The 26,565-nt window shown below is 74.1% G+C and carries 25 protein-coding genes; 15 read left to right on the top strand and 10 right to left on the bottom strand.

The window, feature by feature from the left end:
• Nucleotides 1-3 precede the first annotated feature (3 nt).
• Both ABD879_RS16700 and thpR read left to right on the top strand, forming a co-directional pair.
• The gene (locus ABD879_RS16700) at nt 4-1,272 is read left to right on the top strand and encodes an MFS transporter (RefSeq protein WP_345022357.1); all 1,269 of its coding nucleotides are present in this window, start codon (nt 4-6) and stop codon (nt 1,270-1,272) included.
• 121 nt (nt 1,273-1,393) lie between these two features.
• Nucleotides 1,394-1,954, top strand: coding sequence for an RNA 2',3'-cyclic phosphodiesterase (gene thpR / locus ABD879_RS16695; RefSeq protein ID WP_345022339.1), 561 nt, complete (start codon nt 1,394-1,396; stop codon nt 1,952-1,954).
• 44 nt (nt 1,955-1,998) lie between these two features.
• Here thpR and ABD879_RS16690 read toward each other — a convergent pair whose 3' ends face one another.
• The 3 genes from ABD879_RS16690 to ABD879_RS16680 form a co-directional block, all read right to left on the bottom strand.
• On the bottom strand, nt 1,999-4,086 hold the full coding sequence (locus tag ABD879_RS16690; protein WP_345022338.1) for a hypothetical protein: 2,088 nt from the start codon (nt 4,084-4,086) through the stop codon (nt 1,999-2,001).
• 54 nt (nt 4,087-4,140) lie between these two features.
• On the bottom strand, nt 4,141-5,184 hold the full coding sequence (locus ABD879_RS16685; RefSeq protein WP_345022337.1) for a hypothetical protein: 1,044 nt from the start codon (nt 5,182-5,184) through the stop codon (nt 4,141-4,143).
• Nucleotides 5,185-5,290: 106 nt separating this feature from the next.
• The gene (locus ABD879_RS16680) at nt 5,291-5,443 is read right to left on the bottom strand and encodes a hypothetical protein (protein ID WP_345022336.1); all 153 of its coding nucleotides are present in this window, start codon (nt 5,441-5,443) and stop codon (nt 5,291-5,293) included.
• Here ABD879_RS16680 and ABD879_RS16675 point away from each other — a divergent pair.
• Nucleotides 5,442-6,236, top strand: a complete 795-nt coding sequence (locus tag ABD879_RS16675; RefSeq protein ID WP_345022335.1) for a hypothetical protein — start codon at nt 5,442-5,444, stop codon at nt 6,234-6,236. The two genes, ABD879_RS16680 and ABD879_RS16675, sit on opposite strands and share 2 nt — an antisense overlap.
• Before the next feature lie 30 nt (nt 6,237-6,266).
• Here the strand turns inward: ABD879_RS16675 and serC are convergent, their stop codons facing one another.
• The 3 genes from serC to ABD879_RS16660 form a co-directional block, all read right to left on the bottom strand.
• Nucleotides 6,267-7,403 (bottom strand): phosphoserine transaminase, encoded by a 1,137-nt coding sequence (serC, locus tag ABD879_RS16670; RefSeq protein ID WP_345022334.1) that lies wholly within the window; start codon nt 7,401-7,403, stop codon nt 6,267-6,269.
• A gap of 76 nt (nt 7,404-7,479) precedes the next feature.
• Nucleotides 7,480-7,872 carry a hypothetical protein gene (locus tag ABD879_RS16665; protein WP_345022333.1) on the bottom strand — a complete coding sequence of 131 codons (393 nt, stop codon included), beginning with the start codon at nt 7,870-7,872 and terminating at the stop codon, nt 7,480-7,482.
• 137 nt (nt 7,873-8,009) lie between these two features.
• Nucleotides 8,010-9,122 carry a citrate synthase 2 gene (locus ABD879_RS16660; RefSeq protein WP_345022331.1) on the bottom strand — a complete coding sequence of 371 codons (1,113 nt, stop codon included), beginning with the start codon at nt 9,120-9,122 and terminating at the stop codon, nt 8,010-8,012.
• A 136-nt stretch (nt 9,123-9,258) separates the two neighbouring features.
• Here ABD879_RS16660 and ABD879_RS16655 point away from each other — a divergent pair, with 136 nt between their 5' ends.
• From ABD879_RS16655 to ABD879_RS16640, 4 genes are all read left to right on the top strand, one after another.
• On the top strand, nt 9,259-10,044 hold the full coding sequence (locus tag ABD879_RS16655) for a pyridoxal 5'-phosphate synthase (protein WP_345022329.1): 786 nt from the start codon (nt 9,259-9,261) through the stop codon (nt 10,042-10,044).
• A 133-nt stretch (nt 10,045-10,177) separates the two neighbouring features.
• Entirely contained in the window at nt 10,178-11,623 is a 1,446-nt protein-coding gene (locus tag ABD879_RS16650) for an MFS transporter (RefSeq protein ID WP_345022328.1), read from the top strand.
• 291 nt (nt 11,624-11,914) lie between these two features.
• Nucleotides 11,915-12,616, top strand: a complete 702-nt coding sequence (locus ABD879_RS16645; RefSeq protein WP_345022327.1) for an iron-dependent transcriptional repressor DtxR — start codon at nt 11,915-11,917, stop codon at nt 12,614-12,616.
• Nucleotides 12,617-13,012: 396 nt separating this feature from the next.
• Nucleotides 13,013-15,397 (top strand): ATP-binding SpoIIE family protein phosphatase, encoded by a 2,385-nt coding sequence (locus ABD879_RS16640; protein ID WP_345022326.1) that lies wholly within the window; start codon nt 13,013-13,015, stop codon nt 15,395-15,397.
• 52 nt (nt 15,398-15,449) lie between these two features.
• On the opposite strand, the gene ABD879_RS16635 is transcribed toward ABD879_RS16640, so the two are convergent.
• Entirely contained in the window at nt 15,450-16,355 is a 906-nt protein-coding gene (locus ABD879_RS16635) for a class I SAM-dependent methyltransferase (RefSeq protein WP_345022325.1), read from the bottom strand.
• Nucleotides 16,356-16,494: 139 nt separating this feature from the next.
• The gene (locus ABD879_RS16630; RefSeq protein WP_345022324.1) at nt 16,495-16,653 is read right to left on the bottom strand and encodes a hypothetical protein; all 159 of its coding nucleotides are present in this window, start codon (nt 16,651-16,653) and stop codon (nt 16,495-16,497) included.
• 107 nt (nt 16,654-16,760) lie between these two features.
• On the opposite strand from ABD879_RS16630, the gene ABD879_RS16625 reads away from it, so the two are divergent.
• From ABD879_RS16625 to ABD879_RS16605, 5 genes are all read left to right on the top strand, one after another.
• Nucleotides 16,761-17,159, top strand: coding sequence for a hypothetical protein (locus tag ABD879_RS16625; protein ID WP_345022323.1), 399 nt, complete (start codon nt 16,761-16,763; stop codon nt 17,157-17,159).
• Nucleotides 17,160-17,411: 252 nt separating this feature from the next.
• Nucleotides 17,412-18,557: an acetyl-CoA C-acetyltransferase gene (locus ABD879_RS16620; RefSeq protein ID WP_345022322.1), complete on the top strand. Its 1,146-nt coding sequence runs from the start codon at nt 17,412-17,414 to the stop codon at nt 18,555-18,557.
• Nucleotides 18,558-18,689: 132 nt separating this feature from the next.
• Nucleotides 18,690-19,484, top strand: coding sequence for an enoyl-CoA hydratase/isomerase family protein (locus ABD879_RS16615; RefSeq protein ID WP_345022320.1), 795 nt, complete (start codon nt 18,690-18,692; stop codon nt 19,482-19,484).
• Nucleotides 19,485-19,599: 115 nt separating this feature from the next.
• Complete coding sequence (locus ABD879_RS16610; protein ID WP_345022319.1) at nt 19,600-20,037, top strand: Hsp20/alpha crystallin family protein; 438 nt, start codon at nt 19,600-19,602, stop codon at nt 20,035-20,037.
• Nucleotides 20,038-20,176: 139 nt separating this feature from the next.
• Nucleotides 20,177-20,527, top strand: a complete 351-nt coding sequence (locus tag ABD879_RS16605) for a MerR family transcriptional regulator (RefSeq protein ID WP_345022318.1) — start codon at nt 20,177-20,179, stop codon at nt 20,525-20,527.
• A gap of 89 nt (nt 20,528-20,616) precedes the next feature.
• On the opposite strand, the gene ABD879_RS16600 is transcribed toward ABD879_RS16605, so the two are convergent.
• Nucleotides 20,617-21,375 (bottom strand): IclR family transcriptional regulator, encoded by a 759-nt coding sequence (locus ABD879_RS16600; protein WP_345022317.1) that lies wholly within the window; start codon nt 21,373-21,375, stop codon nt 20,617-20,619.
• A gap of 281 nt (nt 21,376-21,656) precedes the next feature.
• Between ABD879_RS16600 and ABD879_RS16595 the strand changes: the two genes are divergently transcribed.
• The 3 genes from ABD879_RS16595 to ABD879_RS16585 all read left to right on the top strand — a co-directional run bounded on the left by ABD879_RS16595 (nt 21,657) and on the right by ABD879_RS16585 (nt 25,769).
• Complete coding sequence (locus ABD879_RS16595) at nt 21,657-23,627, top strand: acyl-CoA dehydrogenase family protein (protein WP_345022316.1); 1,971 nt, start codon at nt 21,657-21,659, stop codon at nt 23,625-23,627.
• A 223-nt stretch (nt 23,628-23,850) separates the two neighbouring features.
• A complete protein-coding gene (locus tag ABD879_RS16590; protein ID WP_345022315.1) occupies nt 23,851-24,702 on the top strand; it encodes a lipoate--protein ligase family protein in 852 nt (283 codons plus the stop codon).
• Between the two features lie 236 nt (nt 24,703-24,938).
• Entirely contained in the window at nt 24,939-25,769 is an 831-nt protein-coding gene (locus ABD879_RS16585; RefSeq protein WP_345022314.1) for a class I SAM-dependent methyltransferase, read from the top strand.
• A 358-nt stretch (nt 25,770-26,127) separates the two neighbouring features.
• Here the strand turns inward: ABD879_RS16585 and ABD879_RS16580 are convergent.
• On the bottom strand, nt 26,128-26,565 hold a 438-nt coding region (locus ABD879_RS16580; RefSeq protein ID WP_345022313.1), incomplete at its 5' end, for a helix-turn-helix domain-containing protein.

Here is a 26,565-nt window from a genome sequence, read left to right as displayed (position 1 = left end):
GGCATGTTCCGTTCGCTGCGCGTCCGCAACTACCGGCTGTTCGCCTCCGGCCAGGTCGTCTCCAACGTCGGCACCTGGATGCAGCGCATCGCCCAGGACTGGCTCGTGCTGGACCTGGCGCACGGCAGCGGCACCGCGCTCGGCATCACCACCGGCCTGCAGTTCCTGCCGATGCTGCTGTTCGGCCTGTGGGGCGGCGTGATCGCCGACCGCTACCCCAAGCGCCGCGTCCTGATGATCACCCAGGCCGCCATGGGGGCGCTCGCCCTCGTGCTGGGCGTGCTCGCCGTCACCGGCACCGCCCGGGTGTGGCAGGTGTACCTGCTGGCGTTCCTGCTCGGCGTGGCCACCGTCGTCGACAACCCCACCCGGCAGTCGTTCGTCATCGAGATGGTCGGCAAGCGGGACCTGCCCAACGCCATCGCGCTGAACAGCGCCTCGTTCAACGGGGCCCGGCTGGTCGGCCCCGCCGTGGCCGGCGTGCTGATCGCGATGCTGGGCACCGGCCCGGTCTTCCTGCTCAACGCCGCCTCGTTCGGCGCCGTGCTGTTCGGCCTGTACGTCATGCGGCAGGACGAGCTGCACACCGCCGAGCCCGTCGCCCGCGGCAAGGGCCAGCTCCGCGAGGGCCTGCGCTACGTGTGGGGCCGCCGCGACCTGACGCTCGTGCTGGTCCTGGTGCTGTTCATCGCCACGTTCGGAATGAACTTCCAGGTCACCGTGGCGCTGGTGTCCCGCGAGGTCTTCCACACCGGGGCCTCCTCGTTCGGCCTGGCGTCCAGCATGCTGGCGCTGGGCGCGCTGACCGGGGCGCTGCTGGCCGCGCGCCGCGCCACCCGCCCCCGGATGCGGCTGCTGATCGGCGCGGCGCTGCTGTTCGGCGTGCTGGAGGTCGCCACCGGGCTGATGCCCGCGTACTGGTCGTTCCTGGTGCTGCTGGTGCCGACCGGCATCGCGCTGATGACCTTCACCACCGCCGCCAACGCCACCATGCAGCTCGGCGTCGCGCCCGAGATGCGCGGCCGGGTCATGGCGCTGTACATGCTGGTGTTCCTGGGTACCAATCCGATCGGCGCCCCGGTGGTCGGCTGGATGGCCGAGCAGTTCGGGCCGCGGATGAGCATCGTCGTCGGCGGGCTGATCGCCGTGGCCTCGGTGCTGGTCGTCGCCGCGCTGGCCGTCCCGCGCGCCGGCCGCCGTCCGGCGGCGGTGCTGGGGGCGCTGCGGGCGCGCCGCGCGGACGCCGCCGGGGACCTGACGCCGCGGACCTGACGCCGCGGACCTGACAGCGGGCCCATAGCGCCGGGGACCTGACGCCGCCGGGGACGCGACGGAGGCGTGACAAGCGGCGTGCCTGCTGAAAGGCTGGACGGGTGGCCTTCCGGACGTGCACATGAGGCTGTTCGTGGCGGTCGTTCCGCCTCCGCCGATCCTGGACGAGCTCGCCGAGTTCCTCGGCCCGTTCCAGGACGACCTGCCCGACCTGCGCTGGCTGCGCCGCGACCAGCAGCACATCACGCTCACCTTCCTCGGCGAGGTGGACGAGCGCGCCTACGAGCGCCTGCTGCCCCGCCTCGAACGCGCCGTCGCCCGCCACCCGCGGCTCACGCTGTCGCTGGCGGGCGCGGGCGCGTTCCCCAACCCGGCGCACGCCCGCGTGCTGTGGACCGGCGTGTACGGCGACCGCCGCGACCTGGCCCGCCTCGCCGCGTCCACGACCGCCGCGGGCCGCCGCGAAGGCACCCTGCCCGACAAGCACCCCGGGTTCCGGCCGCACCTCACCCTGGCGCGCTGCCGCCGTCCCGTCGACGTGCGGTCCCTGCTGGAACCGCTGGCGGCGTTCGCGGGCGGCACCTGGACGGCCGAGAACGTGCACCTGATGCGCAGCCACCTGCCCGGCAGGGGCCGCACGACGGTCGTGTACGAGTCGCTGCACACCTGGCCCCTGCGCTGACCCACAGGCCGGGGCCCGCGGCCCCCAGAGCGCCTGCCGGGCCCCTACAGCTCCGGGGGAGGCGGCGCGGGACGGTCGGCGTCCGGCGGCCCCCACGGCAGCCCGTAGCGCTCGCAGGCGCGCCGCAGCCGCCCCAGGTCGGGAGGGAACGTCACCTGGCGCAGCACCCGGCCGGTCGGCCCCCACACCACCAGCCGCGGCATCCGCTCGGTGGACTCGTCCACGCCCACGCCGCCGATCAGCTCGCGGCGCACCTCCCACTCGACGCGGCCGCGCAGCGTCACCACCGCCACCCCGGCCGCCGACACCCGCAGCTGGGCCCGGTTGCGGTCGTACAGCCAGTAGCCGAGCAGGCCCGCCGGCACCCCCGCGGGCACCGCCCAGGCCGCCATGCCCGGGAAACCGCCCAGATCGGGGCCCAGCCACACCGAGCCCAGCAGCGCCACGAACTCGCACAGCAGCACGCTCATCGCGTACGAGGCGACCCGGGAGCGGCGCGTGGCGTCCAAAAGCTCCCCGGGCGCGGTGGACGGCGCAGGCGGCGCCTCCCGGGCGACGTCCGCCGACCCCGCACCGCCGCCGCCCGGCGTCTCCACCGGCGCCTCACCGCCGGACCCGCCCGCGTGCGACGGCACCGCCGCCTCCTCCGACGGCACCGACGACAGCGTGGACACCGCCGAATGGAACGCCGCGCTCAGATAGGCGTCGTACTCGGCGTCGGTCACCGGCAGCCCCGCCCGCCGCGCCGACTCGCGCAGGTCGGTGCGGGAGATCCGCAGCGCCGACAGCGGCGCGGCGAAGAACTCGTCGCCGTCGGAGTCGTACAGCCGCACCCAGGCGTGCCCGGCGATCGTCAGCAGCTCGATGCCGCCGATGCGGTCCTCGGGCATCCGCAGCACCACGTCGCCGGCGGCGTCCACCCAGCCGAGCCCGCCGTCGGCCACCACCAGCCGCCCGCCCGGCACCTGCGCGAAGACCTCCGGCAGGCCCTCCAGCCCGTAGGCGGGGGAGCGCGGCGTGCGCGGCCCCGGCGTGACCACCCGGTAGCCGTGCTCGTCCAGGCCGTGCGCCAGCTGGAAGGCGTCCAGGCCGCGCGCGGGCAGCCGGGCCAGCAGCCGCATCCGGTGGTCGAACGCCAGCACCGCCAGCGGGACGCGCCGCGGCCGGTCGGTCAGCGGGTCCAGGGCCAGCCCGGGGCCGACGACCAGCGCCGCCACGTCCGAGGCGGCCAGCCGCAGGCCCTCCCTCGAACCGGGACGGGTCCGCACCAGCAGCCCGTCGCGCCGGATCGTCCACTCCACCCGGGCGGTGCGCAGCAGCCGCCGCCACGCCCCGGCGACCCCCGCGACGGCGGCCACCGCCCAGCAGCCCGCCGCCAGCCGCTGTCCGAAGTCGGCCGTCCCCTCCACCGCGATATGCGCGATCATCGTGACGCCCAGCAGGGCCAGCAGCGCGCCCAGCACCGCGGTGCGGCCCCGTCCCGGCACCGGCTCCGGCGACGCCAGCCGCATCCGCCCGCCCGCCCCGCCGGACGCCGGCGGATCCTCGCCGGGCGGCTCGTGCGCGGCGGCCAGCAGCGCCGCCTCCTGGTCGAGCAGCCGCTGCTCGGCGGCGTGATGGCGGGGCAGGCCCAGATCGCCGCCCGCACCGGCCCCGCCGTCGTCCGACAGGCCCGAGACGGCGCCGTCCAGCAGGAACACCGGGATGCCCAGCCGGCGCGCGGTCACGAACACCGCCAGCGGCTCCATGCCCATGGCGTCCAGGCCGCCCACCGTCGTGCGGCCGAACCGGTGCAGGACGGTCAGCCCGCCGTCGTCCACGGTGATGGCCAGGCCCTCGATCCGGGACCGCTCGTACCGGGTCAGGGGCGTGCCGTCGGGGGCCACTCGCTCCAGCCCCGCCGCCGACAGCCGCCAGTACGGCCGGGGACGGCGGCGGCGCAGGGCCGCGACCGCCCCGGCGATCCACGGTGCCGCCGCGCCCGCCCCGAGCAGCGCCGCCCACAGCCACACCGGGCGGATCGGCAGCAGCGCCAGCGCCAGCACCGGAAAGGCCAGCCGTCCCGCGGCGACCGGACGCCACCGGGTCGCGGAGGCGTGCAGGCCGACCAGCTCGTGCTCCACAGTCCGCATCCTCACACGGGCCCCGGCGGGGCCGTCACTCCTTTTCCGAACCCACGTCTACGATCATGAACGCTTCCGCACGATGGCGTAACCGAGGGCCCCGGCGACCGCCAGGGCGGCGACCAGGCCCACGCTCGCGCCGGTCGAGTCGCGGCGCCCGTCCTCGGCGCCGGACCCGCCGCCGCCCGTCCGCGCCGGGGAGGGCGAGGCGGGCAGCATGTTCTCGGGCAGCGGCACCCGGTACACCGGCTGGTCGCCGCCCTCCGACCCGGCCAGCAGCGACCGCCCGTCCGCGGTGAACGTGAGCGACTCGCCCTGCTTCTGGCCGGGCAGGGAGATCGGCCCCAGCGACTTGCCCGGCCGCCCGTCGGACCCCACCGTGTAGGCGCGGGCGCCGAAGTAGGTGCGGATGACGCACAGGCGCCCGTCCGGCGAGAACGCCCCGTCGGTGGCGATGCCCGGGGCGTCGCCGACCCGGCGCAGCGTGTTGAACCCGCTGGTGCGCAGCCGCGCCGGAGCCTCGTAGATCTTCCCGGAGAACAGCTTGCTGGCCACGTACAGCCGGTTGGTGCGCGGATTGATCATCATCGTCTCGGCGTTGCGCGGCCCGTCCTCGTACTTGAGCCGGAACGCGGTGGCGCGCAGCGTCTGCGAGCGCAGCTCGGCGGGCTCGGGGATGCGGTAGACGGTGATGTAGGGCCAGGCGCCGCCCATGTTGTCGCCGATGTCGCCCACGTAGATCGCCGGACGGCCCCGCTCGTCGCGGCCCAGCGCCATGGCCTCCCAGTCGCGGGCCTGCGCGCCCGCCAGCGTCAGGACGGCGCGCGTCCTGCCGTCGGGGCCCAGCGCGAAGATCTCCGCCCGTCCGCCGGAGTCGTTGTGGGTGTAGACGACGCCGGGGTGCCGCTTGCTGGCCGCCAGCCCGCTGGACTCGGTGATGCGCGGGTCCCGGATGGTGAACGCCACCTCGCTGCGGGCCGCGGCCGCTGCCGCGGGCGCCGCCGCGACGGCGCCGACCGCCGTCACCGCCCCGCAGGCGGCGCCGAGCCGGACGACGGTGCGCGCGGGAAGCGCGGGGGCGGCTCGGCGCGGGCGCGGCGACGTCATGATTCTGATCTTCCCCCGTTCCGCACCCGATCGAGCACACGACCCGCCCCGACGACCGGCCCCCTCCGCCGCCGCGGCCCCGCCCGCAGGTCGGCCGCGGCCGGACTCAGCCGAGCACGGCGCCGACGACCACGGCCAGGATCAGCGCGGTCAGCACGGTGGGGAGGAGCCAGCGGGGCGCACGGTTCACGGGTCCGAGCTTATTCGGCCGGACCGCCCGCTCGAACCGCCCGGTGTCCGCCGGCGTCTCAACGGGCATGTGCGGACTGTTCGGGGTGCTGCGCTCGCCCGCCGCCGAGGACCCGGGCGCGGTGTCGGACGCCTTGGTGATCCTGGGCACGCTGGCCGAGGAACGCGGCCGCGGCACCGCCGGGATCGCGCTGTTCACCGGCCGCGCGGTCACCTCGGCGGCCGCGCCCGCGGGCACGCGTGACGCCCGCGGCTGCGACCTGTCCTACGACGGCTGCCGCGTGGTCACCGGCCGCGCCGCCTTCTCGCGGGTCTGGCGGCCCGAGCTGCTGCCGCTGCTGGACGTGGCGCCGCTCGTCCTGGGGTGCACGGGGCGCACCGCGCCCGAACCGCCGGACGGGCGGCGGGACGCCGGTCCGCTGGTCGTCCCGGGAGCGGGCGCGGGAGTCGTCGGCGCCTGCGACGGCGGCGCCCCGGCCGAGCGGGTCCTCCGGCTGCTGGCCGACCTGCCCGGCGGCGCCGCCGCGGCCGCCGAGACGCTGGGCGCCGCGCTGCCCGGACGGGCCGCGCTGGCGTGGGTCGACCGGGCCCGGCCCGACCGCGTCCACCTGGCCCGCGCCGCCCGCAGGCCGCTCGCCGTCGCCGTCGACACCGAGCAGAACCTCTACTGGGCGTCCGACCCGCGCTGGCTGCGGACGGTGCGGCGGCACACCCGGGTGCGGTTCGCCACCGCCGTCATGCTCCGCGAGGGCACCTATCTGCGGGCCGGCCTGGGCGGGCCGGACGGGCGGCCGCACGTGCTCGGCAGCGCCGGGTTCACGCCGGCCGCCCGGGGCGCCGGGGAGTTCGCCGCCACCGCCTGACCGGCGGCGCGGCGGACCCCGCCGGCGGTGCTAGAGGCGCTCGACCACGTAGTCGATGCAGGCCGTCAGGGCCTCCACGTCGGCCGGGTCGATCGCCGGGAACATCCCGATGCGCAGCTGGTTGCGGCCCAGCTTGCGGTAGGGCTCGGTGTCGACGATGCCGTTGGCCCGCAGCGTCTTGGCGACCGCCGCCGCGTCCACCGAGTCGACGAAGTCGATCGTCCCGACGACCTGCGACCGCTGCGCCGGGTCGGCCACGAACGGCGTGGTGTAGGACGTCTTCTCCGCCCAGGTGTACAGCCGCTGCGCCGAGTCGGCGGTGCGGGCGGTGGTCCAGGACAGCCCGCCCTGCTCGTTCATCCACTCGATCTGCTCGGCGAACAGCAGCAGCGTCGCCACGGCCGGGGTGTTGTAGGTCTGGTCCTTGGCGGAGTTGTCGATCGCCGTGGGCAGGCTGAGGAACTCCGGCACGTACCGGCCCGAGCCGGCGATCTCCTCCACCCGGGCGAGGGCGGCCGGGGACATCAGCGCCACCCACAGGCCCCCGTCGGCCGCGAAGCACTTCTGCGGCGCGAAGTAGTACACGTCGGTCTCGGCGACGTCGACGGGCAGGCCCCCGGCGGCGGACGTGGCGTCCACCAGCACCAGCGCCCGGTCGGCGGTGGTGCCGGCGGGGCGCTCGATCGGCATGGCCACGCCGGTGGAGGTCTCGTTGTGGGTGAGGGCGTAGACGTCCACGCCCTCCTCGGCGGCGGCGCGCGGGTGCGTGCCCGGCTCGCTGGAGATCACCGACGGCTCGGCCAGCCACGGCGCCTTCGTCGTGACCTTGGCGAACTTGCTGGAGAACTCGCCGAACGCCAGGTGCTGCGACTTCTCGCGCACCAGGCCGAACGCGGCGGCGTCCCAGAAGGCGGTGGTGCCGCCGTTGCCGAGCACCACCTGGTACCCCTCGGGCAGCGAGAACAGCTCGGCCAGGCCGCTGCGCACCCGGCCGACCAGCGACTTGACCGGCTTCTGCCGGTGCGAGGTGCCCAGGTACCGCGCCCCGGACTCGGCCAGGGCGGCCAGCTGCTCGGGCCGCACCTTGGACGGGCCGCACCCGAACCGCCCGTCGGCGGGCTTGAGGTCTTCGGGAATGACTATGGCTTTGTCAGCGCTCTCGGTCACCCGAAGAAGGCTACTTGACCTGCGGGGTGGAGCAGCGGCGGGGTTCACATGGCGAGACGCGCCGGCGAGCCGGATGTCACCGCGAGCGGCGGACCGCCCAGACGGCCAGGGCGGCCAGCCCGGCCAGGCACAGCGCGGCGATCACGGCGGGCGGGTAGATCCACGGGTCGTCGCGCTCCCGGGCCTCCAGCGCCGTGGTGACCGAGTCGTAGGCCAGGAACGCCAGCAGCAGCGCGACGAGCACGGCGGTGACGCGGCCCGCGAGGGCGTTGGCGCGGCGGCGCCGCAGCTCCCGCTCCCGCTCGTACCGCCGCAGCTCCTCGGCCAGGCGCGCGGCCTCCTCGCGGCGGGCCTGCGCGCGCCGGTCGTCGGCGGACGTGTTCGAGGACGTGCCCGCCGCCGGGCCGATGTCGCCGTCCAGCGGCTCGCCGTCCAGCGGCTCGTCGTCCAGCGGGTCGTGGTCGGTCACCGGCCCATCATGGCAAACCCGGACGGACCGCGCCGGACGTGCAGCCCCGGAGGTGAACGCCCCTGGAAATGGGGAAGCCCCCGGCGACGCTGCCGGGGGCCTCATGCGCTCCAGCGGGGGCGTTGGGGCGGGCCGGGTCAACCGGCGGTGCGCTTGAGGACCTCCGCGGCGCCGGGCACGTCGTTGATGGACCGGCTGCCGGGGCCGACGTACCGGGCGCTCGGCCGGACGAGGCGGCCGGTGCGCTTCTGCTCCAGGATGTGCGCGGCCCACCCGGCGGTGCGGCCGCAGGTGAACATGGCGGGCATCATCGCGGTCGGGACTTCGGCGAAGTCCAGGATGACCGCGGCCCAGAACTCCACGTTGGTCTCGATCGCGCGGTCGGGGCGGCGCTCGCGCAGCTCGGCCAGCGCGGCGTCCTCCAGGGCCTTGGCGGCCTCGTAGCGGGGGGCGCCCAGCTCCTTGGCGGTGCGGCGCAGCACGCGGGCGCGGGGGTCCTCGGCGCGGTAGACGCGGTGGCCGAAGCCCATCAGCCGCTCGCCGGAGTCCAGGATGTCGGTGACGACCTTGCGGGCGTCGCCGACCTGCTCGACCTTCTCGATCATGGGCAGCACGCGGGCGGGGGCCCCGCCGTGCAGCGGCCCGGACATGGCGCCGATCGCGCCGGAGACGCTGGCCGCGACGTCGGCGCCGGTGGAGGCGATGACGCGGGCGGTGAAGGTGGAGGCGTTCATGCCGTGCTCGGCGGCCGAGACCCAGTAGGCGTCGATGGCCCGCACGTGCCGGGGGTCGGGCTCACCGCGCCATTGGATCATGAACCGCTCGGTGATGGTCTGGCCCTCGTCGACGCGGCTCTGCGGGACCATCGGGACGCCCACGCCGCGGGCCGACTGGGCCACGAACGACAGGGCGGTCGCCGACACGCGCGCCAGGTCGGCGCGGGCCTCCTCGTCGCCGATGTCCAGCAGGGGGCGCATGCCGTACGCGGTGGCCAGCATGGGCAGCGCGCTCTGGACGTCGACGCGCACGTCGCCCGAGCGGACCGGCAGGACGTGCGGCTCGGCGGGGGTGAGGCCTGGGTCGAAGCTGTTGTCGACGAGCAGCCCCCAGGCGTCGCCGAAGGAGACGCGGCCGACGAGCTCTTCGATGTCGACGCCGCGGTAGCGGAGGGCGCCGCCCTCCTTGTCCGGTTCCGCGATCTCGGTCTCGAAGGCTACGACCCCTTCAAGCCCGGGTTTGAAGTCGGACATGTCGTCCTGCCTTTCGTCCCCATAGTGATAAGGCGGTGCCGTGCCATTGAACCGTGTCTCCCTTACTGCTGAGTACCCAGGCCCCTGTGAGATGCACAATGCCCTGGTGAGAGGCTCAGACGCTGTGGACGGCCGGATGCCAGAGGCAAGCGGCGCGCAACGCGCCGATATCGCGGGGGTTCCGCGTGTACCGGAGATCGACCTTTCGCGGCTGCGCGCCGCCTACGACACGGGGGAGTTGAGGGAGGAGGCGATGCCCCCCGACCCCTTGGAGCTGTTCGCGGCGTGGCTGGCGGACGCGGTGGACGCCCGGCTGCCCGAACCGAACGCCATGGTGCTGGCCACCGCCTCGGCCGACGGCGACCCCAGCGCCCGCACCGTGCTGCTCAAGGGCTACGGCCCGGAGGGCTTCCGCTTCTTCACCAACCTGACCTCGCGCAAGGGGCGCGACCTGGCCGCCAACCCCCGCGCGACGCTGGTGTTCCCGTGGCACGCGGTGCACCGCCAGGTGATCGTTTCGGGTCCGGTCGAGGAGCTGTCGCGGGAGGAGACCGCCGGCTACTTCCGGACCCGCCCGTACGGGTCGCGCGTCGGGGCGTGGGCGAGCGAGCGGCAGTCCTCGGTGATCTCGGGACGGGACGAGCTGGAGGCCCGGTACGCCGAACTGTCCGCCCGCTGGCCGGATCCGGCCGCCGCGGCCGCGGGGGCGCCCGCCGCCCGCGACGAGCGGACCGCGCGGTCGGAACGCGACCGGGCCGAGGCCGAGGCGGTCCCGCTGCCGGACTTCTGGGGCGGGTTCCGCGTGGTGCCCCTGGCGATCGAGTTCTGGCAGGGGCGGCCCAACCGGCTGCACGACCGGCTCCGCTACCGGCGCTCGTCGCCCGACGCGGCGGCCTGGGAGCTGGAGCGCCTGTCCCCGTAAAGCCCCGTCCGCCCGCGGCCCCGTCCCCGCCGGGGCCTGATCGGCGTACCGGATTGGCGTACCGGGCTCGTCGGTTCGTAGTCTGGACCGGTCATTACCCCGGCTAACTAACTATCCGACGACGAGCGAGACCGTGCAGAACGCCTCCGAACCTCCCGATCACCAGGGCACCGAGCCGCGCCGGCGGGCCCGCGAGCAGACGGCAGAGCAGACGGCGCAAAAGGCGGCCGACCAGGCGGCCGACCAGGCGGAGCAGGCGCCGGGGAAGGCGGGGCGCGCGGGCCGCGGCGGCCGGCTGCGCGGCGTCGCGATCGACACCCGTCCCCTCGCGCATCCCGCCTACCGGCGGCTGTGGCTGGGGCAGGCGGTGTCGTTCGTCGGCTTCCAGGTCACCGCCGTGGCCGTGCCCGTCCAGGTGTACGACGTGACGCGGTCGTCGTTCTGGGTGGGCGTGCTGGGCGTGGTCAACCTCGTCCCGCTGATCGTGTTCGGGCTGTGGGGCGGGGCGGTCGCCGACCACGTGGACCGGCGCCGGCTGCTGTTCGGCTCGTCCTGCGTGATGTGGGTCGCGACGCTGCTGCTGTTCGCCCAGGCCCTGCTCGGCTGGGACGAGCTGTGGCTGATCATGGCGGTGGTGGCCGTCCAGGCGATGGGCTTCGCGGTCGCGTCGCCGACCCGCAACGCGATCATCCCGCGGCTGCTGGACCGTTCCCTCGTCCCGGCCGCCAACACCCTGAACTTCACCGCCAGCCAGGTCGGCATGCTGGCCGGGCCCCTGGTCGCCGGGGTGATCCTGGCCCGCTGGAACTACGCGGCCGCCTACGCCATGGACGCCGTGCTGTTCACCGTGGGCCTGTACGCGGCGCTGCGCCTGCCCCCCATCCCGCCGCTGGGGGAGGTGACGGGCGCGCCCGGCCTGCGCTCGGTCTTCGAGGGGCTGCGCTACCTGGCCACACAGCCCGTCCTGCTGATGTCGTTCGTCGTCGACCTCATCGCCATGGGCGTGGCCATGCCGCGCGCGCTGTTCCCCGAACTGGCCGAGACCCGCTTCGGCGGGGAGGACGCCGTCGGCTGGCTGTACGCCTCGATCGCCATCGGCGCGGTCATCGGCGGCCTGATGTCGGGCTGGATCGGACGGGTGCACCGGCAGGGGGCGGCCCTCGTCGCCGCCATCGCGGCGTGGGGCCTGGCGGTCGCCGCCGCCGGGCTCGCCCACCAGCTGTGGCTGGCCGTGGCGCTGCTGGCCGTGGGCGGGGCCGCCGACCTGGTGTCGGCGGTGTTCCGGCAGACGATGCTCCAGACGTACGCGCCGGACGAGATGCGCGGCCGTCTCCAAGGGGTCTTCACCGTGGTCGTCGCGGGCGGCCCCCGGCTCGGCGACCTGCGCGCGGGGGCGACCGCCGCCGTCGCGGGGGCCACGGTCTCCTGGGTGGGAGGCGGTCTCGTCTGCGCGGTCCTGGTGGTCGTTGCGGGCCTGTGCGTCCCCGCCTTGCTGCGCTACGACACCCGCACCGCCGTGCCCGTGCGCGCGGACGACGTGTCCGGGCCGAAGGAGCCCGCCGCCGACCGCGAATCCTGACCGGGCGGCTCTTTCCAGGACCGCCGCACCCGGCGCCGCCACCGGTTACGCGCGACGCGCACCCCGTCCGACGGGCACCGCGCGGCCGTGCGTTGAGACGGTCCGGGCGCGTTTCTCGCCCAGGGGCCCGGATCCCCTCGTGATCTGGGCCCTTCGGCAGGAAGAAGCGGTGTCAGGGAACAATTCCCGGTCTTCGCGCGTTTTTGCGTATCCGCTCCATGGGATATGCGCAGGCACCATCGCGAGAGGTGCGAAACGCGTAGACTCGAATCCACAAGTCTGGAGGGAGCTGTGACCTCACACGGCCTGATCGATACCACGGAGATGTACCTCCGTACGGTTCTGGAACTCGAAGAGGAAGGAATCGTTCCTCTTCGGGCACGCATCGCCGAGCGGCTCTCGCAGAGCGGTCCGACGGTGAGTCAGACGGTGGCGCGCATGGAGCGCGACGGGCTGCTGAGAGTCGAGGGGGACCGGCACCTCGAACTGACCGAGACCGGCCGCAGCCTGGCGACCCGCGTCATGCGCAAGCACCGGCTCGCCGAGTGCCTGCTGGTCAACGTGATCGGTCTGCCCTGGGAGGACGTCCACATCGAGGCGTGCCGCTGGGAGCACGTGATGTCGGAGGAGGTCGAGCGGCGCCTGGTCGCCCTGCTCGGCAACCCCACCCACTGCCCCCACGGCAACCCCATCCCGGGCCTGGACGAGCTCGGCGGGCACGGCGGCGACAAGGACACCGCCCCGCTGTCGTCGATGAGCGACGCGGCCAGCCCGGACGGCGTCCTGGCCGTCGTCCGCCGCATCAGCGAGCAGGTGCAGGGCGACAGCGAGCTGATGCTTAAACTCAAGCGAATCGGGATACAACCGGGGCGAGAGGTGACTCTTCGGGCGACCGACGACGGGGTGCGGGTGACGTGTGACGACGAGGCCGACAGCAACGCCAGCGAACTGCCGCGGTCCATCGCCGAACACGTGTTCGTCAGCGGCCGCTGAACCCGGTACGGTGCCGCCCCCGACGCGGAACGCGACGCCCGGCACCTCCGGGTTTCGCGCGCCATGCCGGCGCGTCTATACCGAAGATCTCCCCATCGTCACGGCGTTCGGGCGTATCCCGAGTGCCGATTCGTCGTTCAATACCAATGACATACGTGCGGCGGCCGCGCGGCCACGTACGGTGGCCGAGCCGAGCGCGGCGGCCGCTACGGGCCTCCGCGCGGTGCGGCCGCCGGGCGCGGCGGCGCACACGGACACGAGGAGAGCGGGCACGACGGCAGGGCGCATCACCGAACGGCGGGCGGCGGCACCGGGCATGGCCGCACCGCCCGGTCCCGCGCGGGCGGCGGCGTCCGAGGCGTCCCGCACGGCGGCCGGAAGGCGGCGGACGGCCCGATGAAGCGACCGGACGAACCGCCGTTCGAGGCGCAACTGCCGCCCGAGACGGTGCTGAACCAGATGGAGATGGCGGTCATCGTCTGCGACCGCTTCAGCAACGTCATCTACGGCAACGAGTTCGCCCGCCGGCTGTTCGGCTTCGGCGGCGACGACCTGATCGGCCACTCGGTGCTGTCGCTCGGCATCGCCGAGGAGGACCACGAGCAGGCCACCGAGCTGGCCCGGCACGTCCTCAAGGGCGGCGTGTGGGAGGGCACGTTCTGCAACCTGCGCGCCGACGGCACCACCGTCTACACCCGCGCGCACGCCGTGCCGCTGCGCCACCCGTCCGGCGCCGTCGACGGCGTGGTGATCTTCGCCCGGGAGGCGCTGCGCAGCAACCAGCGCGAGCACGAGCGCTACGGCCTGCTGGAGCGGGTGGGCGAGCGGCTGGCCGGGTCGCTGGAGCTGGAGACCACGCTGCGCCGCGTCGCCGAGACCCTGGTGCCGCAGTTCGCCGACCACTGCTTCATCGACCTGTTCGGCGGCGACCGGCTGTACCGGCGGGTGTCCCGGCACGCCGCCGACTGGACCCCGCCGCCCGGCACCTGGGCCGAGGTCGGCGAGCCGGTCTCCTACCCGGCGGGGCACTTCGCCGCCAAGGCCATGAACCGCCGCGACACGGTGCTGGTCGAGGACATGGTCCGGCACCGCTTCTCCGCGCCCGACCCGGCCGGCCGGCACCTGGGCGACGAGCTCGGGCTCACCTCGGTGATCGCCGCGCCGCTGCTGGTGCGCGGCGAGCTGCTGGGCGTGATGAGCGTGGCGCTGTCCAACCTGACCCGGCGGCCCGACCCGCACTACGACGCGTTCGACCGCGACCTGATGGGCGCCATCGCCGGCCGGGTCGCGCTGGCCATCGACAACGCGCTGCTGTTCGAGGAGGAGCGCGAGACCGCGCTGGCCTTCCAGAAGGACCTGCTGCCCGGCGAGCGGCCGCCCCGGCTGGACGGCCTGGAGATCGCCTGGCGGTACGAGCCGGCCCGTCCGCTGGAGTCGCACGGGCACGGCATACAGACCCAGGTCGGCGGCGACTGGTACGACGTGATCCCGCTGTCGGCGGGCCGGGTGGGCCTGGTCATCGGCGACGTGGAGGGCCGCGGCGCGCGCGCCGCCGCCGTGATGGGCCAGCTGCGCGCCGCGCTGCGCGCCTTCGCCCAGGACGACAAGCCGCCCGCCGACATCCTGCGCAAGCTGGACGAGTGGGTGCGCACCATGACCCGGCCGCAGCGGCAGCGGTCCGGCTGGGCCCCGCCCGGCGACGACGAGGTGCGGGCGCCGCTGGTGTCGTGCACCTACTTCGTCTACGACGCCTGGTCGCGGGTGCTGGAGTTCGCCAACGCCGGGCACGACCCGCCGCTGCTGATCACCAACGGCGAGGTCGGCGAGCTGACCTTCCGCAGCCAGGGCGGCATGCTCGGGCTGCGGTCGCCGGGCGTGGGCGGCGAGATCCTGTTCAACGAGGAGTCCGCCGAGCTCAAACCCGGCTCCACCCTGGTCCTCTACACCGACGGGCTGATCGACCGGCGGCCCCGCGCCGACGGCGAGTACTACACCCGGGAGGAGTCGCGCGAGCTGGTCCGCCAGGCGGTGGCCGCGGTCGCGCGGCGGGACGTGGAGACCATCGCCGGCGCGGTGTTCGACGCGGTGCCCGGCGACATCGACGACGACGTGGCGATCGTGGTGATCCGCACCTCGCCGGAGGAGCTGGCCGTCGAGGAGCGCACCTTCCCGGCCGAGCCGATCATGGTGTCGGAGGCGCGGCGGATGGCCGCCGACACCTTCGCCTCCTGGGGCATGCTGGACGAGCAGGCCGAGCTGGCGTGCCTGCTGGTGTCGGAAGTGGTCACCAACGTGGTGCTGCACGCCGCCGCCACCCCGCGGCCGCGCCGCGAGCTGGTGCTCGACGGGCCGCCGCCGGTGCGGTTCAACAGCGCCGCCTCGGCGGCCGACGCGCTGGCCGACGCCCTCGACGACATGGACGAGGACGACTGGTCCCTGCCCGAGGCGGTGTCGGCGGCGTCCGGGCCGCTGGCCGCGCCGGTGCCGGTGCCCGAACCGGCGACCGAGCCGCTGTTCGACTCCGGGCCGTCGCTGGACCTGCCGCTGACCCGCCGCGAACCGGCCACCAAGGAGTTCCGGCTGCGGCTGCGGCGCGGCGCCGACGCGATCTGGGTCGAGGTGTTCGACTCCGACATGCGGCTGCCGCGCATCCGCAGCGCGGGGGAGACCGACGAGGGCGGGCGCGGCCTGTACCTGGTCGACCAGCTCGCCTCCCGCTGGGGGGCCCGGCCCACCGCCGACGGCAAGGCGGTGTGGTTCGAGCTTCCCCTGCGTCCCTGACGGGTCCCGGCACGACCGCGGATGCCGTCGGTGCGCCGTTCAGGCGAGCGCGCTATGCCGGTTCGGCGGCGACGTGGGCCCAGTTCTGGGTGAACCACAGCTCACCGCCGATCACGCGGGGTTTGACACCCGTGCGGGGGCCGCCGTTGACCTCCTCCAGGAGCGCGGCGCGGATCCGGTCGGCGGCGCGCGGGTCGCGGGCCCCGGCCAGCCACGGCTCCGCCGGCCGCTCCACGGTGAACACGTCCAGCCGCCGGACCCAGGCGCCCGCCGAGGTGATCAGTTCGGTGAGCCCGGCGATGGACGGGGTGCCCGGGTGGTCGGGGTCGCGCAGCCGTTCCAGCCGGTCGCGGTCGGGCCCCGCCAGATTCGGGCGCACCAGCTCGGCGACGACCAGCCTGCCGCCCGGGCGGCACACCCGCAGCAGCTCGCGCAGCACCCGCTGCGGATCGCCCAGGTGCAGCAGCGAGAAGCGGGCGGTGACCAGCGTGAACGAACCGCTCCGGTAGGGCAGGGCGGTGGCGTCGGCGCGGACGATGGGCGTGTCGGGATCGTGGCGGCGGACGCCGGCGCGGTACGGCACGGCCTGCAGGGTGGAGACGGGGCCGTCCGGGCCGCCGCCGTGCGCCGGTGCGTCGTGACCGGCCGCGTGGGCCGAGGGCCGGGACCTCGGCTGCGTGTCGCTGGGGAGCAGGTGCTCGCCGGGCATGCGGACCGGGCCGGTGCCGAACGTCACCGTGGGCGTCCGGCCGTTCTGCTCGCGGAGCACCGGAGGCTGCGCGTCCACGGCGGTGACGTGGCGCACCCACGGCCGCAGCACGTCCGGCATCGGCCCGGCGCCGCGCGCCACGTCCAGGCAGACGTCGTCGATCGAGGGTTCGGTGAACTCCAGCAGCCGCCGCAGGTGCGGGGCGACCGTGCCGCCTGGTTGGTGGATGGGCGTCGCCGGTTGCGGCACGTCTGTCTCCCTCGGCTCAAGGTCGGCTCGCCGGGCGACCCCCTCGCGGCGCCGGCCTTTCGGACTCCGGCACGAGGGCTGGGGAGAGGGTCGAGGCCTCTTCCCGTATTGATTCACCGGGAGGGAAGGAAGTTCGCGCCTAGCGGAGGGTCTGGCCGTACAGGGCGAGCACGGCGATCACGAATACGACGATCACCGCCATGCGGGTCGGCACCGTCAGCCGCAGCTTGCCCGCCACCCACCGCACGCAGTATGCGCACAGCAGAGCGGTGACGGCGAGAGCGAGGATCCCTTCCATGGTCACCTTCGTTCCGGGGGACGGACGCTGTCCCTTGAACGATAGACGGGCGGGAAAGCCTCACCCCGTGCTCGAACCGCGTTCGGTGCGGAGATAGCCTCACGGACGTGGCAGATGCGAAGCAAGACCAGAAGCGTGAACGGTTGGACGACCTTCTTCTCCACGTGGCGCGCGTGCGGCTCGCGCTCGGCGTCGCGGGGCTCGCCGCGCCGCGGCTGGCCGCCCGCCTGACCGGCCTGGGCGGCGGCCCCGACGCGGGCCGCGACTACCTTGTGCGCATATTCGCCTCCCGCGAGATCGCCATGGGCGCGGGCTACCTGCTCGCCGACCGGGCGGGCCGCCGGACGCTGGCGCGGTACGGGCTGCTGGTCGACGTGCTCGACACCGCCGCCGCCGTCAAGACGCGGGGCGGCGTGCCGGCCCGGGCCACCGCCGTGGCGGTCGCCGTGGCCGGGGCGTGCGCCGCGATCGGTGCCGCCAAGACCGCCAAGGACCTCCTCGACTGACGTTCCAAGTCCCGATCCGGCGGCCCGCCCGCGTCCGGCCGGCCGCCGGACCGCGCTGCTGGCCGGACCGGCGGACAGGGCCGCCTACCATGGCGAACGCTCCTGGCCGCGGTGTGCCGGGGCACAGGAAGGGGGAGGGAAAGGGAGACCCCGGTCATATGGCGCTGCCGCCGGGGCGATGTAATCTCGTACTGACGACCGAATCTCGCTCGGTTTCGGGACGGAACCGAACCCCACACTCATGGAGGCGCAGTGGCCGAGGCGTACATCGTCGGCGCGGTCCGTACCCCCGTCGGCACCAAGAAGGGCGCCCTGAAGGACGTCCACCCCGCCGACCTGGGAGCGCACGTCCTCCGCGAGCTGGTCGACCGCACCGGCGTCGACCCGTCCGCGGTGGAAGACGTGATCATGGGCTGCGTCATGCAGGTCGGCCCGCAGTCGCTGGACATTGCGCGCACCGCGTGGCTGTCGGCGGGCCTGCCCGAGGGCGTGCCCGGCGTGACCATCGACCGCCAGTGCGGTTCCTCCCAGCAGGCGGTCCACTTCGCCGCGCAGGGCGTGCTGTCGGGCACCCAGGATCTGGTGGTGGCGGCCGGCGTCGAGCAGATGGCCATGGTGCCGATGGGCTCGTCGGTGGCCATCGCGCTGGAGAAGGGCATGCCGTTCCCCTACGGCGAGGGCTGGGGCGAGCGGTACGGGCAGCAGGAGATCTCCCAGTTCCGCGGCGCGCAGCTGATGGCCGAGAAGTGGGGCTTCAGCCGCCGCGACATGGAGGAGTACGCGCTGGAGAGCCACCGGCGCGCGGTGCGGGCCATCGAGGCGGGCTACTTCGACCGGGAGATCGCCCCGATCGCCGGGCTGAGCAAGGACGAGGGCGCCCGCGCCGACACCTCGCTGGAGAAGATGGCCGAGCTCAAGCCGCTGCGCGACGGCTGGGACATCACCGCGGCCGTGGCCTCGCAGATCTCCGTCGGCGCCGCGGCGCTGCTGATCGCCTCGGAGGAGGCGGTGCGGCGGCACAACCTGACGCCGCGCGCCCGCATCCACACCCTGGCGGTGTGCGGCTCGGACCCGGTCTACATGCTGACCGGCCCGATCCCGGCCACCGAGAAGGCGCTGGCGCGGGCCGGGCTGAAGATCGATGACATCGACGTCTTCGAGGTCAACGAGGCGTTCGCCCCGGTCCCGATGGCGTGGGCGCGCGACACCGGCGCGTCGCTGGAGAAGACCAACCCCAACGGCGGCGCGATCGCGCTGGGCCACCCGCTCGGCGCCACCGGCGGCATCCTGATGACCAAGCTGCTGCACGAGCTGGAGCGCACCGGCGGCCGGTACGGCCTGCAGACCATGTGCGAGGGCGGCGGCCAGGCCAACGCCACCATCATCGAGCGGGTCTGATCCGGGCTGAGCGGACCCGGCCCGGTGCGCACCGGGCCCGGTCCGCGGTCGACCGCGTGGCGGGCGGAGCCTTCCGGGCTCCGCCCGCCTTCGTGTATTCCGGGGGTTCTTCCGCAGTCCGCAAGGAGGGGCATGTACGAGACGATCCTGTACGAGACGGCCGACCGCATCGCCCGGATCACGCTCAACCGGCCGCAGGCCCGCAACGCGCTCGACGACCGGATGGTGGACGAGCTGCTCGACGCGTTCGACCGGGCCCGGGACGACCGCGGCGTCCGCGTGATCGTCCTCACCGGGGCCGGGGACCGCGCCTTCTGCGCCGGGGCCGACCTGGGCGGGCTCGGCGCGGCGCAGGACGGCGGCCGCCCGCTCGCCGACCCCGAGGCGATCCGGGCCAGCGCCCCGTACCGGCTGTTCACCGCCTTCCCCCGGCTGGGCAAGCCGATCATCGCCCGGCTGGCCGGGCACGCGGTGGCGGGCGGGCTGGGCCTGGCCGCCGCCTGCGACCTGGTGATCGCCGCCGAGGACGTCACGCTGGCCACTCCCGAGATCAACGTCGGACTGTGGCCCATGATGATCATGGCGATCGTCAACCGGAACGTCGCGCCCAAGCACGCGTTCCGGCTCTACTACACCGGCGAGCGGATCAGCGCCGCCGAGGGCCGCGACATCGGCCTGGTCACCGAGGTGGTGCCGCGCGCCGAGCTGGACGCGCGGGTGGACGCGCTGGCCCGCCGCATCGCCGCCAAGAGCCCCGCGGCCCTGCGCCGGGGACGCGACGCCTTCTTCGCCGTCGAGGGGCGCCCGCTGGAGGAGCAGGTGGCCCATCTGCTCGGCGAGCTGGTCGAGCTGGCGGCCGGCGACGACGCCAAGGAGGGGATCGCCGCCTTCCTGGAGGGCCGCGCCCCGCGCTTCGAGGGACGGTGACGTGTCAAGCGTCCGGCAAGAATGTTTCAAATCCTGGTGAGAGGAAATATACAAGTCGGGTTGGAGGTTTACTCCAAGCGAAGGTCGAAGAACCGACTCTGCGGAGGTGGCGATCATGCTGCTGACCACGATCGACCCGTTCGTGCAGGAGTTCGAGCGCCAGTTCGACCGGCTCACCCGGCAGCTGTGGGGCCAGGCGGCCGAGCAGGGGATCGTGCCGATGGACGGCATCCGCCGCAAGGACGACGTCCTGCTGCGCTTCGACCTGCCCGGCATCGACCCCGACAGCATCGAGGTGACCGTCGACCGCGGCGTGCTGACGGTGACCGCGCGGCGCGAGGAGGAGCACACCGAGGACGACCGGATCTTCGTCCGCGAGCGGGTCATGGGCTCCCTGACCCGGCGGGTCTACCTGTCCGAGCACCTGGACGCCGACAACATCGAGGCCGCCTACAAGGACGGCGTGCTGGCGGTCCGGATCCCGGTGCTGGAGCAGGCCAAGCCGCGCAAGATCGAGATCAGGCGCGCCGGCAAGAAGGCGCTCGGGCGCTGAGGCGCGGCGCCAGGGCGCGGCGCCCGGACGGTACGGCACGGCGCGGCGGGTGCGGTCCCGCCGCGCCGTCGCGCATGCCGGGCGCGCGGACCGGGAATTTCCGGCATGATCGGGCAGGGACCAGGAGCGGACGGATGACATGGCGACGTTGCCGATCGACGATGACCACGCCCCCCTCTACTCGGTGGGCCAGGTGGCCGCGATGCTCGACCTGCGCCAGGCGTTCCTGCGCCGGCTGGACGAGTACCAGGTCGTCCGGCCGCGCCGCACCGAGGGCGGGCAGCGGCGCTACTCGCGGGTCGAGATCACCCGCGTCCAGTACGTCGTGGAGCTGGTCGAGGAGGGCCTGACGCTGCCCGCGATACGGCGCATCCTGGAGCTGGAGGCGCGTGTCCAGGAGCTGGAGCGCCGGCACGAGGCCGACCAGCGCCGCATCCGCGCCCTGGAGGCCCGCCTGCGCGACCGGGACGCCGCCCCCCGCCGCCGCTGACCCGCACCTGCGGCGGTGCGGGCGCGCACAGGTGCGGAGGGCGGGCGGGTCACATGGTGCGCGGGCGGGTCACATGGTGCGCGGGCGGGTCACATGGTGAAGGTGAGGGTGCGCTGGATGCGGGCGGCGGTGGCCTTCATGCGGTGCACCGACGCCTCGATGCGGGGCAGCTTGCTGCTGCGGCACGAGACGGCCAGGGCGCCGACGACCGAGCCGGTGGCGTCGGTGACCGGGACGGCGGCGCAGCCGGTGCCGATGGCGTACTCCTCGTAGTCCAGCGACACCGGCGCCGGGGCGTCCAGCATGCGCAGCAGGCGGCGGGGTTCGGTGATGGTGTGCGGGGTCAGGTCGATCAGCGGATGGCGCGACAGGTAGTCGCGGCGGCGCTCCTCGTCGAGCTGGCGCAGCACGCACTTGCCTATCGCGGTGGCGTGTGCGGCCTCGGTGAACCCGACCCACAGGTCGACGCGCGGGGTGCGCGGGCCGTCGGCGATGTCGATGATGCGGATCTCGTCGTCGACGTGCATGCCGAAGTAGGAGGCGGCGCCGAGTTCGTCGCGCAGGGCGATCAGGGTGGGCCGGATCCGGGCCAGCAGCTGCTGGGTCTTGCTCTGCCCGTGCAGCGCGGTGATGCGGTCGCCGAGCACCCACACGCCGTCCGACAGCCGGGTGGCGTAGCCTTCGTGGGCCAGGGTGCGCAGCAGGTGGTAGGTCGTGGCGAGCGGCAGGCCCGCCTCGCGGGCGAGCTGCTTGGCGGGCGCACCGTTGGGATGGGACGCCACGGCCTCCATCAGGTGCAGTGCGCGCTGCACCGAGGCGATGAGAGTCGGTTTCCGTGTCTCATCCATCACGCACAGCGAACCCCTCTTGCAGTGCAGGGTCAAGTCGTTCGACGACACTGATCTTATTGGATCACCTTTGCGGTCGCTTGGCCGCGCTTTTGATCGTTTTCGATGTCGCGGTATCGGGGGTTTAGTCCGGCCCTTGACCGGCGTTCTCACCCCAGTGCTTATGGGTGTTTCCGGTGCGTCACAGGGGGCATCTCCAGAAACCAGTACACGGAGCTACTCACGGGTACAACCTGGTAGTAACTTCGCGGGTAGCGACGGAGCGCGTCGGAGGAGCCGACATGAGCCAGTCGAGTCACACCACCCGTCCGGCCGGGGGCGCCGCCCCGGGCGCGGTCGACGAGCGCACCGCACGCAGGGTGGCCGAGGAGGCCCGGGAGACCGAATGGCGGCTGCCGAGTTTCGGCAAACAGCTGTTCATGGGAGATTTCCGGCTCGATCTCGTGCATCCCCATCCCCGGCCGGACGAGGAGTCCCGGCGCACCGGCGAGCAGTTCCTGTCCCGGCTGCGCGAATTCTGCGAAACCAAGGTCGATCCACTGGTCATCGAACGGGAGGCGCGCATTCCCGACGAGATCGTCAAGGGACTGCGCGAACTCGGCGCGTTCGGCATGAAGATCCCGCGCCGGTACGGCGGGCTCGGGCTCAGCCAGCTCTACTACGGCCGCGCGCTGATGCTGGTCGGCTCGGTGAGCCCGGCCATCGGCGCGCTGCTGTCGGCGCACCAGTCGATCGGGGTGCCGCAGCCGGTCAAGCTGTTCGGCACCGCCGAGCAGAAGGAGACCTGGCTGCCGCGCTGCGTCAACGAGATCAGCGCCTTCCTGCTCACCGAGCCGGACGTCGGCTCGGACCCGGCCCGGCTGAGCGCCACCGCCGTGCCCGACGGCGACGAGTACGTGCTCAACGGCGTCAAACTGTGGACCACCAACGGCGTCGTCGCCGACCTGCTGGTGGTGATGGCGCGGGTCCCGCGCGGCCCCGGCCACCGCGGCGGCATCTCGGCGTTCGTGGTGGAGGCCGACTCGCCCGGCATCACCGTGGAGAACCGCAACGCGTTCATGGGCCTGCGCGGCATCGAGAACGGCGTCACCCGCTTCCACGACGTGCGCGTCCCGGCCGCCAACCTGATCGGGTCCGAGGGCGCCGGGCTGAAGATCGCGCTGACCACGCTGAACACCGGGCGGCTGTCGCTGCCGGCGCTGTGCGCGGCGGCCGGCAAGTGGTCCACCAAGATCGCCCGCGAGTGGTCGCGCGAGCGGGTGCAGTGGGGCCGCCCGATCGGCGAGCACGAGGCCATCGCGCGCAAGGTGGCGTTCATCTCGGCCACCACCTACGCGATGGAGGCCATGGTGGACCTGGCCTCCCAGCTCGCCGACGACGAGCGCAACGACATCCGGATCGAGGCGGCGCTGGCCAAGCTGTGGGGCTCGGAGATGGCCTGCCGGATCGCCGACGAGCTGATGCAGCTGCGCGGCGGCCGCGGCTATGAGACGGCCGAGTCGCTGGCCGCCCGCGGCGAGCGCGGCGTGCCGGTCGAGCAGTACATGCGCGACCTGCGCATCAACCGGATCTTCGAGGGCTCCACCGAGATCATGCACCTGCTCATCGCCCGGGAGGCGGTGGACGCGCACCTGTCGGTGGCGGGGGACATCATCGACCCCGAGGCGTCCCCCGCGCAGAAGGCCCGCGCGGCGGCGCGCGCCGGCGGCTTCTACGCGCGCTGGCTGCCGACCCTGGTGACGGGGCCGGGGCAGCGTCCGGGCTCGTACGCCCAGTTCGGGCCGCTGGCCAAGCACCTGCGCTACGTCGAACGGACCTCCCGCAAGCTGGCCCGGGCGACGTTCTACGCCGCCGGCCGCTGGCAGGGCGAGCTGGAACGCAGGCAGGGGTTCCTGGGGCGGATGGTCGACATCGGCGCCGAGCTGTTCGCGATGAGCGCCGTGTGCGTCCGCGCCTACTCCGACGCCACGAGCGGTGCGATGTTCGGCCGCAACGGGCACGACCCGGGCCCGTCGGCGCTGCGCCTGGCGGACGCGTTCTGCCGGCAGGCCCGCCTGCGCATCGACGAGCTGTTCCGGGGGCTGTGGCACAACACCGACGTGCTCGACCGCAAGCTCGCCCGGCAGGTGCTGGACGGCGACTTCATCTGGCAGGAGGAAGGCGTGCTCGACCCGTCCATTCCGGGGCCGTGGATCGCGCGCGCCGAGCCGGGGCCCGCCCAGAAGGAGAACGTGCACCGCACCATCGGGTGAGCGTCTCCAGACGCATTCGTCCCCTGCCCTGAGCCTCCGACCGGTGGCCGTCGCGCATCGCCACCATATGAAAACCGCCTGACTGCGATCTGTGCGCTCTGTCGCTATGTTGCGGAGCGCGGCGTGCACCAAGGTAGCCGGGTGACGCCGGATCATGGCCGGTGCGGTAGGGGCGCCGGTGGGGGACGAGTGCGAAAGGCCCATCCCGATGCTCAGTGTTGTCGTGGACGACACGCGGGATCCGGCATGGAACCTCGCTCTGGACGAGGCGCTGGCGCGCGCGGGCGTCCCGTCGCCCATGACGCTCGGCCCCGGGTGGGCGGGGCCGGGGCTGGCGCGTGACGCCGAGGGCGCCGTGCCGAGGGACGTCGTCCGGTCGGTGGTCGAGGCGCCCGTGCTGCGCGTCTGGGAGAACGGCCCCGGCATCGTCGTCGGACGCTTCCAGAACCTGGGCCGCGCGGTCGATCTGGCCGCCTGCGCGCGCGACGGCTTGCGCGTGGTGCGCCGGGCCACCGGCGGCGGCGCCCTCTACACCGGGCCGGGCTGCCTGCTGTTCACGCTGGTGCGGCGGCAGCCTCACGCCGGCGGGCCCGCCGCCCGCCGTGGCGCACGGCCGATCGCGCGGCCCGGCGCCCGCCCGGATGCCCGCCCCGACCTCGACGTGCTCGTGGCCAAAGCCGTCCGGCGGCTCGGACTTCCCGCGAAAGCCCTGCGCGGCGGGGCCGTGCGCACCGCGCGGCTGCGTACCCGGCGCGCGGTGCTCACCCACGTCGCCGTGCGCGTCACGGAGGAAAGCGTGCTCGGCGACCGCTACCTCGCCGAGGGCGAGCGCCCGGGCCGCTCGGGCGGCGGCTCGCTGGCCGGGCACGGCGCCGAGGCGACCCCGGACGCCGTACGGTCGGCGGTGCTGGCCGCCGCCGCCGAGTCCTACGGCGAGGTCTGCACGCGCCGCCCCAACGCCATCGAGCAGGCGTGCCGCGACCATCTCTACGCCGTCCGGTACGGCGACTTCTCGTGGCATCTGACGGGCGCGCCCGCCCGCCGCGGCATCTGCTGGGAACAGATCTGCCGCTGAGCACCCCCGGTGACCTCGCCCTCTACCTCGCCCTCTACCTCGCCTGGTGGCGCGCCGTGGGACGCGTCACGCGAAAACCGACGCGTCTACCGGTCCCGGTGTTGCACGATGGGTAGACTGACGCGACCTTGCGCCCGAGATTCGGTCCGCTCCCGGTCTTGACACGCGGACCGCCGATCCGGCGAACGCCAAGCCGAACGCCAGGCAGCGACGAACGCACTCAGCGAGCGGAAAGTATGCAGTCACCAGGTCACAAGAAGTCCATTTCCGGCACCCTTCTCAAGCTCCTCGGCAGCGGACCGGCCCCCTCGGGGCAGCCCGGCCGCACCGTCCCCACCGCGGGGGACGGCGAGATCGTGCAACCCGCCGCCGGAGAGGGGGCTCTGGAGAACCACCTCGGCGGCGACGAGGCGCGCAACTACCGCAGGTACGAGTACGAGATGGTGGCCCCGCACGTCGGGCGGTCGCTGCTGGAGGTCGGCTCGGGCCTCGGGCACTTCTCCGAGCAGTTCGTCGGCCGCCTCGACTACCTCGTGGTGAGCGACAACGACCCGTACTGCGTGGGCGAGCTGCGCAAGCGCTACGACGGCGACGACCGGGTCGAGGTCATCGACCTGGAGCTGCCCGCCGAGATCGACATCCGGCGGCGCGTCGACACCGTCGTGATGATGAACGTCCTGGAGCACATCAAGGACGACGTGCAGGCCCTCAAGGACCTGGCGGCGGTGACCGAACCGGGCGGCCGCATCGTCATCTGGGTCCCCGGCTACATGCAGCTGTACGGCGACTTCGACCGCAAGGTCGGCCACGTCACCCGGTACACGCCCCAGACGCTGGGCCGCACGGTCCGCGAGGCGGGCCTGGTGCCGCAGGTGCTCAAGCCCATCAACCTGCTGGGCGGCATCGCCTGGTGGCTGGCGGTGCGCCGCGGCGGCGCCGGCTACCCCGACCCGCGGCTGGTCAAGATCTACGACCGGACGGTCATCCCGGTCACCCGGGCCATCGAGCGGGTGGTGCGCCCGCCGTTCGGGCAGACGGTCTTCTGCGTGGCGCGCGTCCCGCGCTGACGCCCGCCCGACCGCGCGACGCCCCGTCGCGCCGGCCGCCCCGCGTCGACCGCCCGCGCCGCCTGCTGAGCCGACGCGGACGCGCCGCCTCCCCCAGGGAGTCAATCCCGTTGGTTTTGGATATGCCAATGGGCACGTTGCGCGATGGCCGCAGCGCGTGCGCGCGTCCAGACTGGGTGGCGGCCGGACGGGTCACGGACCGCCTCTCCGAGCGGAGGAGCGCCGCGTGCTTCCACGGACCGTGACGCGAAGGCCAGCCACCGAAGTTCCCGTGTGGTCCGACGAACCGGTGGCGGGGGTCCGGGAGGGGAGGCCCCCGCCGCCGGCTTCCCAGAGGCCAGGGGCGCCGGGCCCGGGGCTACGCGCGGCGGGTGGCGTAGGCGGGCCGCCCGGCCCCGCTCTCCGCGCCGCCCGTGCCGTTGCGCGCCCCGCCGTCGCCGGAACCCGCGTCGCCGTCCCGGGCGGCGGTGAACAGGCCGAGCCGGTGCGCGGTGGCCGCGGCCTCGCCCCGGCTGGCGACGCCCAGCTTGCCCAGGATGTTGGACACGTGCACGCTGGCGGTCTTGGCCGAGATGAACAGCGCCTCGGCGATCTCGCGGTTGCTGCGGCCCTGCGCGACCAGCCGCAGCACCTCCAGCTCGCGCGGCGTGAGCCCGAACGCCGCCGCGCCGTCCGCGCCCTCCGCCCCGCCGCCGCGCGGCAGCCGGGCGCGCCGGAACAGGTCGTCGATGCGCTCGGCCAGCGGCCGGGCCCGCAGCCGGACGGCCAGGGCGACGGCGCGCCGCAGCCGTTCGGC

The sequence above is a fragment of the Actinomadura keratinilytica genome, assembly GCF_039539665.1.
Lineage (GTDB): Bacteria > Actinomycetota > Actinomycetes > Streptosporangiales > Streptosporangiaceae > Spirillospora > Spirillospora keratinilytica.
The sequence above is the reverse complement of the archived record's forward strand: the minus strand, read 5'-3'. Positions and strand labels throughout refer to the sequence as shown.